The sequence below is a fragment of the Labrenzia sp. THAF82 genome (genome assembly GCF_009363435.1).
Classification (GTDB): domain Bacteria; phylum Pseudomonadota; class Alphaproteobacteria; order Rhizobiales; family Stappiaceae; genus Roseibium; species Roseibium porphyridii.
The window spans coordinates 6,257,473-6,270,111 of the sequence record NZ_CP045354.1 but is presented as its reverse complement, the minus strand read 5'-3'; the positions used below and the strand labels follow the sequence as shown (position 1 = coordinate 6,270,111).

Below are 12,639 nucleotides of genomic sequence, written 5' to 3'. Positions count from 1 at the left end.
GTATTGGGTTTCTTTGTTGTCAGATCAAGCTTGGATCGCCCAGAGATATCTTGCGATCAGACAATAAAAAACCCGGCCATAGAGACCGGGTCTAAAGGTACGTGGGAGACCCACGAAAGAACTGCTATTGTTTCTGAGCAGCTTGAATTCAGTTAGGCCGCACGGCGGAAGGACAGGCTCATACCGCCACCACCTGACCGGTTGCGACGACGCTCTTCCGGCGGGATGTAGACGATTGCGCTGTGTTCTGAGCAATAAGAAACGCCCGCTTCAACGCGGTTATTGCACGGGAAGATGTAGTTACCAGCATCGCCTTCTGCCCATTTACAGCAGCCCGGACGCGGGAGAGACAAGTCAGCCATGTCGTTTTCCTTTATTCTCGCCAAGCAACAAAAGCGCTCGACCATCCTCGGGAGGAGAGGATCCGAACAGCTCTTGTTAGAAATCGGATTTATAGGCGCTTCGGACCTCAACTCAGTCCAACCCTCAATGGGCACCCTTCAGCAAGCGCAGGCATTACATAAGCGGCATGTCACAAAAATGCAATAGTATACCTGGCATTGCGGACTTGCGCTGAGTGCATACCGGGTTAATCATTGGTAAGAATGTGCTCTGCGCTAGCTTTCTGGAAGGACGCCACCGGCCTTTTTCAGCGCCTCTGGAGTATCCAGGTCCAGTCGGGCAGCAGCGCCGATTTCCACTTCGGCCACAAAGCCCGGGTTTTCCGCAATCAGGTGCCGTGCACCGACATCACCGCTCAAGGACTTCAGTGCAGAGAAATAGCGCCGGTCCCAAAGCACGGGATTTCCGCGCTTTCCCTCCGCTGTTGCCGTGATGATCAGGTTGTTCTTCTTCGCACCATATGTGGCAATGAGAGTGTTCAGAACCTTTGCATCAATCCGTGGCATGTCTCCGAGGAGAATGATCACGGCATCTGTGTCAGCCTTCAGAGCATCCATTCCGACACGGATCGAACCGGCCATGCCGTCAGCAAAGTCCGGATTGTGAACCACTGTTACAGGCAAATCGGCAATAGGTGCTGAGACTTCGTCGGCACGATGGCCTGTCACCAGAACAGTCTGGCTCAGACCTGAATTGGTCGCAGCTTCGGCTGCATGCCGTACGAGAGCTTTTCCATCCAGTTCGGCAAGCAGTTTGTTGGGCCCGCGCATGCGCGACGATTTTCCGGCGGCAAGTATGACTGCCGCAATCTTGGGGGCGTCGCTTGTGCGTCTCGCCTCGCGCGGCTGTGGTCTTGTCCCGATTTCCATCAGCAAGCCTCCAACGCCCATCGCCGTGATATCTTCAGGCCTCACCTCCAGGCCCGCGATCAATCGGTCAAGCACCCAGTCAAACCCGTTTTCTTTCGGGCTGCGGGCGCATCCTGGAGCCCCAAGCACAGGCTTGCCATCATATTCCCCAAGCATGAGCAAGTTGCCGGGATCAACCGGCATTCCAAGATGTTTCACCTTGCCTCCGGCTAGGTCCAGCCCGGCGGGCAGAACATCATACCGGTCAACCACGGCCGAAGCTCCGAAGAGAACCAGAAAATCGGCTCCCTTGTCTGCCAGAGCCTTGATAGCGGCTGCAACTTCCGGCTCGGAATGGGGCACGCGAATTTCGTCCAGGATGTTGCTTTGGCTTGGTCTCAGGCGTTGTTCCAGAACTCGCCTCGTCTTGTCCATCGTTACCGATTTGAGGTGAGGCAGCTCCGTCGCAACAAGACCGACATTGTGCGATTTGAACGGGCAGATACGAACAGCCATGTGTATCGCCTCAATTGCCGCCTCCACCTGGGCTCCCGGAACGGCGAAAGAAATGATTTTCGCTGTCGCGACCATGCGGCCGTCTGCGACCTTGGTGTGATTGGCGAGCGTTGCGAATGTGATTGCCGGGTCGACCCTGTTGGCGTTGGTAACCGCCTGTTCGTCGATCACCAGAATACCGTCCTGCTCGGCATATAGGTTCATGCGGCCTGTCGCGGCAGTATCAACGACGATGCCATTGCCTTTGGCAGCAAGTCCAAGTCGCGTTGCGGCCTCGTCTTCTCCGATATCGCCGTCTTCAAGACGGGCAACGACAACGCTGTTTTCACCTGCCGCGGATAGCTCGTTGCAGTCTTGCAGGGTAAGCACATGACCCTTTTTCAGGGTGCGCTCGCCCAGTCGGGTCTTGTGGGCCAGAATGCAGCCGGTTGCTTCGTCGACAGGGCACGGCCCGAATTTCATCTGGCGGTCTCCGGAGCCTTGCGCAAGGCAAGAATGATGGAACCGAGCACGGCAACCGCGATTTCCTGAGGGGAGGCCGCACCGATATCAAGCCCGATGGGCGCATCAATGCGATCGAAATGGAGATCAGTAAGCCCCGCCTCCTTCAACCTCTCAAGGCGTTTGCCATGTGTCTTTCTGCTTCCGAGGGCACCCACATAAAAACATTCGGTTTTCAGGGCTTCGATCAAAGGAAAATCATCTATCTTCGGGTCATGAGTGACAGCAGCTACGGCGGTATAGGCATCAAGGGGCGTCTCTTTGAGAACAGTTTCCGGCCAGTCTGCCTTCAGCGAACTGCCGGGAAAACGATCCTCAGTTGCAAACGCGGTCCTCGGGTCAATCACGGTAACGTCCAGTCCGGCCATTTCAGCCATTGGAACAAGGGCCTGACTGATATGAACGGCACCGATGATGACGAGGCGAGGGGCCGGAACGGAAACCGTCAGAAAAAAGTCGCCGTCGTCTGTTTCCACGGTTCCTGATTTGCCGGACCGAAACCTGCGTTCAAGGTCATCGGCAAGCGGATCACTTGATAGTTTCCCATCCCTGTGCACCAGCCGCTGTGTGCCATCCGACATGCGGGTAACAAGGATCGCCGCATTGCGGTTCTCTCGGTCTCTGTTCAGCTCTTGAAGAAGAGAAAGATCCATAGTGTCACGCGCGGTCCGTTGCCAGTTTGAGGCCGAGTCCAACCAGCAGCGATCCACCTAACCAGCGTGTCAGGTCCTGAATTTTGGAAGATTTGGTCAAACGTTTTTTCACTTCACTCGCAAACAGGACCGTCACGATGTCCGCAGACGTGAATGCGCAATTGACGAACGTACCGAGGATCAGAAACTGAACCCAGATCGGAAAGCCGGCGTCCGGGCTGACGAACTGCGGAAGAAAGGCGATAAAGAAAATCGCCACCTTGGGATTGAAGACCTCAACCAGGATGCTGTCGACAAAAGCCCGGCGAACTGTTTTTTGAGGCAGGTCAGGCGTTGATCCGGCAACCATGCGGGTACGGATCATCTGTACGCCCAGGAATACCAGATAAATGCCTCCCACGATTTTCAACGCAAAATAGAGCGTCGGAACGACGGTGAAAATCGCTGAAAGGCCGAAAGCTGCTGCAAAAACATGCACGTAGCAGCCCAGATGTATGCCCAAGGCTGCCATGAAGCCAGCTTTTCTGCCCCGGGCTATCGTTTGAGCAGCAGTGTAAAGCAATGCAGGCCCGGGCATATAGGCAAACAGGGCGGTGGCTGCGGCAAAAGCGAGAAGGGTTTCAATATTAAGCACGGCAAGTCCAGAAGTCAGTTGACAGGTTCAACATAAACACGAATGCGTCCCCCGCAGGAAAGTCCAACCTGCCAGGCGGTTTCGTCGGCAACACCGAATTCAAGCGTGGTTGGGCGGCCGGTGTCGATCACATCGATAGCCTCTGCAACGACGGCACCTTCCACGCAACCCCCGGAGACCGATCCCTCGAAATTGCCGTCAGCGTCGATCACCAGATGTGAGCCGACCGGACGTGGAGCTGAACCCCAGGTTTCTATCACTGTGGCCAGGGCTACGGGTCGACCTGAGTTTCGCCAAGCCTCGGCGGTTTTCAATACGTCGGGTATCGAGGAAGTTTCGGTGGTCATGAAGAGCGCTCCTTCGTGAGCCCGGTTCGGTCGCGGGAGTTCTCAATATAGGCTTTTCTGACGGCTAAGAAAGTGCGCTTAAGTCCAAGTCGACGTCGCGTTGTGCGTGCGGTCTTGACCGGTCACGGGCCTCAAAGAAAAACGGCGCCGGAAGGCCCGGCGCCGATCAAGTTGTGTGGGACAATGTTATTGGGCTTTTATTCAGCAGCGACCCGCAAGGCCGGTGCAGCGCTCAGGACAGCGCCATCGACGTGGGCTTCAAAGGTCTCGAAATTGTCGACAAACATCTGGACGAGTTTCGATGCCTGTATGTCATAAGCATTCTTGTCGGCCCATGTTTCCCGCGGCGTGAGCATTTTTGTCTCGACGCCGGAGACCGCAACAGGGACTTCGAAACCGAAATTGGGATCTGTTCGGAATTCTGCACCATTCAAACTGCCGGAAAGAGCGGCCTGCAACAAAGTGCGTGTGACCTTGATCGGCATGCGATGGCCGGTTCCGTGAGCACCACCGGTCCAGCCTGTGTTGACCAGCCAGCAATCCACATTGTGCTTGGCGATCAGCTCTTTCAGAAGGTTGCCGTATTCTGACGGATGGCGTGGCAGGAAAGGTGCTCCGAAACAGGTCGAGAATGTTGCTTGGGGTTCGGTGACGCCTTTTTCGGTTCCTGCGACTTTTGCCGTGTACCCGGATAAGAAGTGATACATGGCCTGAGCCGGTGTCAGTCGCGCAATCGGCGGCATCACGCCAAACGCATCTGCCGTCAGCATGATGATGGTTTTCGGCATCGGCGCGCAGCCGGTTTCGCTTGCATTGGAAATGAAGTGGATCGGGTAGGCAGCTCGTGTGTTCTCGGTTTTTGACCCGTCGTCGAAATCCGGGACCCGCGCAGCATCCAGGACGACGTTTTCAAGGACTGTACCGAAACGCTGTGTCGTGGAAAAAATCTCTGGCTCGGCTTCCCTGGAGAGCTTGATAGTCTTGGCATAACAGCCGCCTTCGAAGTTGAAGACGCCGCTTTCGCTCCATCCATGTTCGTCGTCGCCGATCAGTGTGCGGCTGGGATCGGCAGAGAGCGTCGTTTTGCCAGTGCCGGACAAGCCGAAGAAGACCGCTGTATCGCCTTGCGCGCCGACATTTGCCGAGCAGTGCATTGACATGATGCCCTTTGCCGGCAGCAGGTGATTGAGCATCGTGAAGACCGACTTCTTCATTTCACCGGCATAGGACGTCCCCCCGATCAGAACGATCTTGCGGGTAAGATCACAGGCGATAACCGTTTCCGAACGACAGCCGTGTTTGTCGGGATCGGCCTTGAAACTTGGCAGATCGACAATCGTCATCTCAGGGTCGAAGCCATCGAGGTCGCTGAGTTCAGGGCGCAGCAACAGGTTGCGAATGAAGAGCGAATGCCAGGCATATTCGGTAAAGACCCGTACCGGCAGACGATGGGTCGCGTCTGCGCCGCCATAAAGGTCCTGGGCGAAAAGCTCTTTCCCTTCGGCGTGCTGAAGAAAATCCGACAGAAGCTGATCGAACTGCGCCTTGGATATTTGCGCATTGTTGTCCCACCAGACGGTATCTTTTGTGCTTTCGTCATTCACGACGAATTTGTCTTTCGGGGAGCGACCAGTGTGAATGCCGGTTTCCGCGACAATTGCGCCGCCGGCCGCGAGTCGGGTTTCACCACGAGAAAGAGAATACTCATAAAGTGCAGGCTCATTCTGGTTCCAATAGAGCGCCTTCAGGCCCTTAAAACCAAAAATATCGCAACCTTTGGAAGGATTCCTGACACCGACTTCTTTCATGTTCCCGCAGTCCTCGTGATGTGGGCGTGTTTGTCGCTGCCGGACAAGCAAAAAAGTTGACAGATCCGGCGCTGAGGGCTGCGAACGTAGTGGAATGCCCAAGGGGCAGCAAGACCACCAAAAGTGCTATGTCATTGTTTAATCGATTAAAATCCCGCGTTTATTTTCCAATGTTTAATTTGGATCGCGAATAAAAAACCGAAACCTTCGGAATGTTCGGATTGGCGAAAAAATCGAAAGAAAACGCGCAAGACTCGCGTATCCGCCTGGTCGAATCTGCGGCTGTGTTCATTGCTTGGTCGCGTCAAACGCCTTTATTGATCTTACGGTCCGCGACATCTTGAATTTTCTCGGCGCGCACTCCATCAATGCTTTCAGTAGGGGCGATTTTCAGATTTTCAACGCATCTCTTCATGCGGTTTGCCTTAATTTATGCGCATTTAGCAGGCCAAACGCTGTGTGATACACTAAAGCTTGCCATCGGTGCGTAGCCGGAAATGGAAACACAAAGCATGCCGACAATTGCCTTGGTCGATGACGACCGTAATATTTTGACCTCAGTCTCAATTGCACTGGAGGCGGAAGGGTATCGCGTCCAGTCTTACACCGATGGAACATCGGCTTTGGACGGATTGCAGACCGATCCGCCGGAGCTGGCGATCTTCGATATCAAGATGCCGCGCATGGACGGGATGGAATTGCTTCGCCGTCTTCGTCAGAACTCCGATTTGCCGGTAATCTTCCTGACATCGAAAGATGATGAGATCGACGAATTGTTCGGTCTGAAGATGGGTGCAGACGATTTCATCCGCAAACCGTTTTCGCAGCGTCTGCTGGTCGAGCGTGTGCGCGCGGTTTTGCGCCGGGCTCAGCCAAAGGATGCCTCCGCCCCGCGTGACGACGCCGACAAACTGCTGGAACGTGGCCAGCTTGTGATGGACCAGGAACGGCACACCTGCACCTGGAACAACAAGCCGGTCACTCTCACTGTTACGGAATTCCTGATCCTGTCCGCCTTGGCGCAGCGCCCGGGTGTCGTTAAAAGCCGAAACGCGTTGATGGATGCAGCCTATGATGATCAGGTCTATGTCGACGACCGGACCATCGACAGCCACATCAAACGTCTCCGGAAAAAGTTCAAGGTTGTTGACGACGACTTCGACATGATCGAAACACTTTATGGTGTTGGCTACCGGTTCCGGGAAGCCTGACTGGACCGCAAGCGTCCAAATACCTTAGAGCGAGCCTGAATGGCGGTTGAAAGCGAGAGCGTCGAAGACGGCACGGTAACCGAACCTGCAAACGGTTCGGAGCGCTCGCGCTTGCGCCGTCTCGGCAACAAGCGCATTCGCAGGCGCCTTCTCAATCAGCTGGGCCGGATCTTCGGAACCTACGTGCTGTCGTCATTGACGCGACGGATCATCGCGATCAACCTTGTTGGTCTGCTGGCGCTCGTGATCGGCATTTTGTATCTCAATCAGTTTCGCGCCGGACTGATTGATGCCCGTGTTCAGAGCCTGCTCACTCAAGGTGAAATCATTGCCGGTGCGATTGCAGCTTCGGCCACGGTCGATACCGGCACCATCACGGTTGACCCTGAACGCCTTTTGCAGCTGCAGGCCGGTGAGAGCATAACGCCGACAACCGACGATCTCGACAGCCTGGACTTTCCGATCAATCCCGAGCGGGTTGGACCGGTATTGCGCCGTCTGATTTCGCCTACAAAAACGCGGGCGAGGATCTATGACCCTGAAGGCATCTTGATCCTCGATTCCCGGCATCTTTATTCCAGTGCCCAGATCCTGCGCTTTGATCTGCCGCCGCCTACGGCAGAAGAAGAGGGATTTTGGAATTCGCTCTGGCAATGGACCAAGCGCTGGCTTCAGCAGGGTGACTTGCCACTTTATCAGGAAGTTGGTGGAGGTGATGGCCGGGCTTATCCGGAAGTCGAAGCTGCGCTTGCCGGGTCCCCGGCGAGCGTGACGCGAATTTCCCAAAGGGGTGAATTGATTGTCTCGGTTTCCGTTCCGATCCAGCGGTTCCGGGCGGTTTTGGGAGCGCTGCTACTCTCCACGCAGGGTGGGGATATTGATGCCATCGTCCGCGCGGAGCGAATAGCGATCATCAGGGTCTTTCTGTTTGCAGCGACCGTCACGATCCTTTTGTCTATCCTGTTGGCGGGAACGATCGCAGGACCGGTGCGCCGTCTTGCTGCCGCTGCCGACCGGGTAAGGCGTGGATCTTCGGCCTCGCGCGAGGAGATCCCGGATTTTTCAGATCGTCAGGATGAAATCGGCCATCTGGCCCGCTCCTTCCGCGAGATGACAAATGCGCTCTACGACAAGATCGATGCGATTGAGCGGTTCGCGGCGGATGTTGCGCATGAACTGAAGAACCCGCTGACCTCTTTGCGGAGCGCCGTTGAGACGTTGCCGCTGGCCAAGTCGAAGAACTCGCAGGATCGATTGATGGAAGTCATCCAGCACGATGTGCGCCGTCTCGATCGGTTGATCAGCGATATTTCCGATGCTTCACGTCTCGATGCGGAGCTTGCCAGGATCCAGGCTGAAACCATCGATATTGCCGAATTGCTGCGCAACATGGCGGATGCGGCCAATCAGACGGCCGGTGCTGACGATGCCAGCGTCAAGTTGGCAGTCGCCGATGCTCAAGGCGCCAAGCCCTACGAAATGCAAGGTCATGACATTCGCCTGGGTCAGGTCATGAGCAACCTTCTCGACAATGCCCGTTCCTTTTCTCCGGCAAGCGGAACTGTTCGGGTTGATCTCAGCCGGGAGGGGCGTGGGTTCAAGATCATGGTCGATGATGATGGCCCGGGCATCCGTGCGGAAAACACCGACCGGATCTTTGAGCGCTTTTATACCGATCGGCCAGACGGCGAAGGGTTCGGAAACAATTCAGGTCTCGGCCTGTCGATTTCACGGCAGATCATCGAGGCGCATGGCGGCACGCTGACGGCGACCAACCGTATTGAGCAGGGCGCGGATGGCAGCCAGAAAATCGCCGGGGCAAGGTTTGTAATCTATCTGCCGCTTGGACCGGGTAAGTGACAGCTGAAGCCGTCCATGCGAATTGTGCCATTGTCGGCACGATCGGATTGTTGATCCGGGGAAGCGCCGGAAGCGGCAAGACCTCACTGTGTGACCTTCTGATAGAAGCGGCCTCGTCTCGAGGAAACTTCGGGCGGCTCGTTTCGGACGACTATGTTTATTTGAGTGGCAAGGGGACACGGCTTCTCGCTGAAGCGCCGGAGGCGATCCGTGGACGAATGGAAGTGCGTGGTTTCGGTCTGGTTGAACAGGCAGTTGACCACCGGGCGCAGGTGCATCTTGTCATTGACCTTCAGCCGTTGAGTGATTTGGAACGGCTACCTGAAAACCGATTGGATCATGTGATGCTCGAGGGCATTCAGGTCCCGGCTCTGAAGTGTCCTGAAGACCGGCCAGTCAATAGCATGCGTATGATCCGTTGGGCGCTTCGCGCGCTGTTTCCAGGGAACCTGGATTATATTTAAGGGATCGAGGATCTTTTTTGCTTGCATGTCTGCAAACGGTTGAAGAGAGTGCATCAGACTGATAAACGCCCGGCGCGTTCCGGGTTCTGACCGGAACCCTGAGCAGATAACACACGATAGTCAGGCCGAACGACACATGATTGGACTAGTACTTGTGACCCACGGGCGTCTCGCCGAGGAATTCAAGGCGGCGCTGGAGCATGTTGTCGGGCCTCAGGAACAGGTCGAAACCATTTCCATAGGTCCGGATGACGATATGGAGCAGCGTCGGCAGGACATTCTAACGGCCGTCGAAGCAGCCAATTCCGGCAAGGGTGTGGTTTTGCTGACCGATATGTTCGGTGGAACACCGTCGAACCTGGCAATCTCGGTTATGGACAGCAAGTCCGTCGAAGTGGTTGCCGGCGTCAATCTGCCCATGCTCATCAAACTGGCCAGTGTCAGGGCAGATCGCGAATTGGCAGAAGCTGTCGACGAGGCTCGCCAGGCTGGGCAAAAATACATTTCCGTTGCTAGTCAGGTGCTGTCGGGACAGAACTAATAAAAAACATGACAGCAGACACACCGTTGGAAAGAGATCTCACCATTGTGAACCGGCGCGGCCTTCATGCGCGGGCATCGGCTAAACTTGTGAAACTGGTCGAAACCTTCGAGGCAGACGTCAACGTGTCCAAAGACGGTCAGACAGTTGGTGGCACGTCGATCATGGGATTGATGATGTTGGCTGCCAGCCCGGGGTGCTGCATCAAGGTCTGTGTTGCAGGTGTTGACGCTGAAGAGGCTTTGACAGCGATTTCAGAACTGGTTGAAAGCGGTTTCGGCGAGACTGACTGACTCTTATTGCCCGTTCCGCAACCTTCGGGCCATTCCCGTCAGCTTTATTGAGGAGAACGATGGCAGGTAACTCCGAAGACCGGTTGATTTCATCCGCAACAGCCGTTTTGACCCATATTCATGAAGCGCTCGAGCTTGAGTTCGGATTTGAACTCTGGGACGGAAGCCGGGTGCCTCCCGAAATGCCGGAAAATGGAATGCGGATCGCGCTCGGTCAAACGGCGCTGACGCAATTGTTGCGCCGTCCGGGCATCAAGACGGTCGTCGACCTTTACTCCGAAGGCAGGATCGACCCACGCGGCGGCACAATTTTTGATTTTGCGGACAAAAGACCCAAGGTCAAAGGCCGCGAAATTCGGAAGCGCCTGAAAAAGACTTTGCTTTTGAAAAACGCATTGCCGCTTCTGTTGGGCAGCAATGCCGTCAAAGGGCAGACCGACGGGCTGGACGCCGGACGTGCAGCAGACCGCAGCTCTGGCAGTCGAAAGGACGACATTGCCTTTCATTATGATGTCTCCAATGACTTCTATCGTCTCTTTCTGGATCCGGAGATGGTCTACACCTGTGCCTATTTCACGGACTGGTCGAACGATCTGGCGACAGCTCAAAAAGACAAGCTGGACATGATTTGCCGGAAACTGCGACTGAAGCCCGGCGAGCGCATGCTCGATATCGGTTGCGGCTGGGGCGCGCTCATCTGTCACGCTGCCGAACACTATGGCGTAAACGCTGTCGGTGTCACGCTGGCCGAAGAGCAGCTGAAACTCGCTGAAGAACGGATCAAAGAGCGTGGACTGGAAGACAAGGTCTCGGTCAAGCTGATCGATTATCGCGAGATGGATGGCAAGTTCGACAAGATCTCTTCCATCGGAATGTTCGAAGCTGTCGGTCTCGACAACTATGACAATTATTTCCAGAGCGTGCATCGCCTGTTAAAGCCACGCGGACTTTACCTCCACCATGCGATCACCCGGCGCGGCAAGAAGGATTTGAAAGCCTTCCGCCGTAAGAAGCCGGAATATCAGGCACTTGTGCGCTATATCTTTCCCGGTGGAGAGGTCGACCATATCGGTTGGACATTGACCAATCTCGAAGCTCATGGCTTCGAAGTGCACGACGTGGAAGCCTGGCGCGAGCATTACGCCAGAACCACACGGTTGTGGGCCGAGAACCTGATGGCGGTCAAGGATGCGGCCATCGCCGAAATCGGCGAAGAGAAATACCGTCTTTGGTTGGCCTATCTGATCGGCGTCTCGCTGGGTTTTGAACGTGGTTCGATTGGTATTTTTCAGACGGTGACCTCTCGGCGGACCAAGGGCCTGTCCGGCATGCCGCCAACACGTGAAGACCTCTACAGAAAGTAAGGTCAGTTCGTGATGCGCAGCCTGTCTTGCCTCGCATGTCTTTTGTCGATCCTAATTGTTGCTATTGTGCTGCCGCTGCATGCGCAAACAACTAACGATCTGGAAGAGCTCCTTCAGGACATTCATGGGTCGGATTGCTCGCCGCACGGACCGGCTCGGGTTCTCTATGTCCAGACACCTGACGCGAAGGCTTGGCTGACCTGTGGCGTGGAACGGCCATCTGGTCCTCCAACTGCGCGTGACAGTCGTTTTCTGACTGCTTCGCTCGGCAAGCTGTTTTTGTCCGTTGCCTTGTTGCAGCTTCACGAAAAGAGCGTTCTGAACATTGATGACAAGGTGTCAATGTGGTTGCCGAGTAACGTCATTGACGGGCTCGGCGGCGCGGATCATCTGACCATTGCTCATCTGCTCACCATGACAAGCGGGCTGCCGGACTATCTGGACGAAGCGTATTATCTGGAAAGCCTGTCCAGGGTCGCGGCGGGCGAGACCGCTAGGGAAATTCTTCACTGGGCTGTTGGGACGATTGCGGATGAGGGCCGACTCTTTGCTCCTGGAAACGCTTATGACTATTCCAACAGCAACTACCTGCTGGCACAGATCATTCTTGAAGAGGTAACCGGCTCTTCGATGAACAGGATTTTCTCGGAAAATATTTTCCTACCGACCGGTATCAAAGAGGTGCAAGTCCTCGGGTTTGGTGTGGGGCCGGATGACTTCGTGCAGGGAAATGAGGACTTTGGCAGCGGCCTCCAGCCTGTTGACGCCTTTCTCATCGGTTTCGGGTTTGGCGATGGTGGACTGGTGGCAAACGCCGAAGACATCGCGTCGTTCTATCGTGCTCTCTTCAACGAGGGCGACGTCTTGAGCCGGGACAGCATCGTGCGTCTGCTGCAAGACCCGATTGGTGAGGGCTACGGTATGGGAGTTGAAATCGAAACCGATCCGGATCTGGGACAAGTGGTTGGTCACTCAGGTGGCGATGTCGGATTTTCCGCTGATGTGCGACATGTCCCGGAGCATGGCGTGACAGTCGTGTATCTTTCTGCGGAAGCCAATGACGATGTTTCCGTCACTTTCGACGTTCTTGTTGAACTGCTGAATTGAGGCCTAGCAAGGAATTTTAAATGATATAAAGAATTCTTTATATCTTTATTGCGTCATGTTCGTTGGGCAGGTATAAACCGCCGCAGGATT

Annotated in this window: 13 protein-coding genes; 7 read left to right on the top strand and 6 right to left on the bottom strand. The window is 55.3% G+C overall.

What is annotated here, in order from left to right:
- Window positions 1–152: 152 nt before the first annotated feature.
- The 6 genes from FIV00_RS28860 to FIV00_RS28835 form a co-directional block, all read right to left on the bottom strand.
- Window positions 153–362 carry a hypothetical protein gene (locus tag FIV00_RS28860; protein WP_152503928.1) on the bottom strand — a complete coding sequence of 70 codons (210 nt, stop codon included), beginning with the start codon at window positions 360–362 and terminating at the stop codon, window positions 153–155.
- 255 nt (window positions 363–617) lie between these two features.
- Window positions 618–2,228 (bottom strand): NTP transferase domain-containing protein, encoded by a 1,611-nt coding sequence (locus FIV00_RS28855; RefSeq protein ID WP_152503927.1) that lies wholly within the window; start codon window positions 2,226–2,228, stop codon window positions 618–620.
- Window positions 2,225–2,920 carry an XdhC family protein gene (locus FIV00_RS28850; RefSeq protein ID WP_152503926.1) on the bottom strand — a complete coding sequence of 232 codons (696 nt, stop codon included), beginning with the start codon at window positions 2,918–2,920 and terminating at the stop codon, window positions 2,225–2,227. Before FIV00_RS28850 ends, FIV00_RS28855 begins: the two co-directional genes overlap by 4 nt.
- Window positions 2,921–2,924: 4 nt before the next feature.
- Complete coding sequence (locus tag FIV00_RS28845) at window positions 2,925–3,554, bottom strand: LysE family translocator (RefSeq protein WP_173006203.1); 630 nt, start codon at window positions 3,552–3,554, stop codon at window positions 2,925–2,927.
- Window positions 3,555–3,568: 14 nt separating this feature from the next.
- Window positions 3,569–3,901, bottom strand: coding sequence for an XdhC family protein (locus FIV00_RS28840; RefSeq protein WP_152503925.1), 333 nt, complete (start codon window positions 3,899–3,901; stop codon window positions 3,569–3,571).
- 197 nt (window positions 3,902–4,098) lie between these two features.
- Window positions 4,099–5,709: a phosphoenolpyruvate carboxykinase gene (locus tag FIV00_RS28835; RefSeq protein WP_152503924.1), complete on the bottom strand. Its 1,611-nt coding sequence runs from the start codon at window positions 5,707–5,709 to the stop codon at window positions 4,099–4,101.
- Window positions 5,710–6,221: 512 nt separating this feature from the next.
- On the opposite strand from FIV00_RS28835, the gene FIV00_RS28830 reads away from it, so the two are divergent.
- The 7 genes from FIV00_RS28830 (at window position 6,222) to FIV00_RS28800 (ending at window position 12,549) form a co-directional block, all read left to right on the top strand.
- Window positions 6,222–6,920: a response regulator transcription factor gene (locus FIV00_RS28830; protein WP_152503923.1), complete on the top strand. Its 699-nt coding sequence runs from the start codon at window positions 6,222–6,224 to the stop codon at window positions 6,918–6,920.
- A gap of 39 nt (window positions 6,921–6,959) precedes the next feature.
- The gene (locus FIV00_RS28825) at window positions 6,960–8,780 is read left to right on the top strand and encodes a sensor histidine kinase (RefSeq protein WP_152503922.1); all 1,821 of its coding nucleotides are present in this window, start codon (window positions 6,960–6,962) and stop codon (window positions 8,778–8,780) included.
- Window positions 8,777–9,244, top strand: a complete 468-nt coding sequence (locus tag FIV00_RS28820; protein WP_152503921.1) for an HPr kinase/phosphorylase — start codon at window positions 8,777–8,779, stop codon at window positions 9,242–9,244. Before FIV00_RS28825 ends, FIV00_RS28820 begins: the two co-directional genes overlap by 4 nt.
- Before the next feature lie 136 nt (window positions 9,245–9,380).
- On the top strand, window positions 9,381–9,785 hold the full coding sequence (locus FIV00_RS28815; RefSeq protein WP_152503920.1) for a PTS sugar transporter subunit IIA: 405 nt from the start codon (window positions 9,381–9,383) through the stop codon (window positions 9,783–9,785).
- An 8-nt stretch (window positions 9,786–9,793) separates the two neighbouring features.
- A complete protein-coding gene (locus FIV00_RS28810; protein ID WP_152503919.1) occupies window positions 9,794–10,078 on the top strand; it encodes an HPr family phosphocarrier protein in 285 nt (94 codons plus the stop codon).
- A gap of 59 nt (window positions 10,079–10,137) precedes the next feature.
- The gene (locus FIV00_RS28805; protein ID WP_152503918.1) at window positions 10,138–11,442 is read left to right on the top strand and encodes a class I SAM-dependent methyltransferase; all 1,305 of its coding nucleotides are present in this window, start codon (window positions 10,138–10,140) and stop codon (window positions 11,440–11,442) included.
- Window positions 11,443–11,454: 12 nt separating this feature from the next.
- Window positions 11,455–12,549, top strand: a complete 1,095-nt coding sequence (locus tag FIV00_RS28800; protein WP_152503917.1) for a serine hydrolase — start codon at window positions 11,455–11,457, stop codon at window positions 12,547–12,549.
- The last annotated feature ends 90 nt before the right edge of the window (window positions 12,550–12,639 follow it).

Excerpts from the sequence above, each read along its gene's own strand:
- FIV00_RS28860 (WP_152503928.1), bottom strand. The coding sequence starts at position 362 with ATGGCTGACTTGTCTCTCCCGCGTCCGGGCTGCTGTAAATGGGCAGAA.
- FIV00_RS28855 (WP_152503927.1), bottom strand. The coding sequence starts at position 2,228 with ATGAAATTCGGGCCGTGCCCTGTCGACGAAGCAACCGGCTGCATTCTG.
- FIV00_RS28850 (WP_152503926.1), bottom strand. The coding sequence starts at position 2,920 with ATGGATCTTTCTCTTCTTCAAGAGCTGAACAGAGACCGAGAGAACCGC.
- FIV00_RS28840 (WP_152503925.1), bottom strand. The coding sequence starts at position 3,901 with ATGACCACCGAAACTTCCTCGATACCCGACGTATTGAAAACCGCCGAG.
- FIV00_RS28835 (WP_152503924.1), bottom strand. The coding sequence starts at position 5,709 with ATGAAAGAAGTCGGTGTCAGGAATCCTTCCAAAGGTTGCGATATTTTT.
- FIV00_RS28830 (WP_152503923.1), top strand. The coding sequence starts at position 6,222 with ATGCCGACAATTGCCTTGGTCGATGACGACCGTAATATTTTGACCTCA.
- FIV00_RS28825 (WP_152503922.1), top strand. The coding sequence starts at position 6,960 with ATGGCGGTTGAAAGCGAGAGCGTCGAAGACGGCACGGTAACCGAACCT.
- FIV00_RS28815 (WP_152503920.1), top strand. The coding sequence starts at position 9,381 with ATGATTGGACTAGTACTTGTGACCCACGGGCGTCTCGCCGAGGAATTC.
- FIV00_RS28810 (WP_152503919.1), top strand. The coding sequence starts at position 9,794 with ATGACAGCAGACACACCGTTGGAAAGAGATCTCACCATTGTGAACCGG.
- FIV00_RS28805 (WP_152503918.1), top strand. The coding sequence starts at position 10,138 with ATGGCAGGTAACTCCGAAGACCGGTTGATTTCATCCGCAACAGCCGTT.
- FIV00_RS28800 (WP_152503917.1), top strand. The coding sequence starts at position 11,455 with ATGCGCAGCCTGTCTTGCCTCGCATGTCTTTTGTCGATCCTAATTGTT.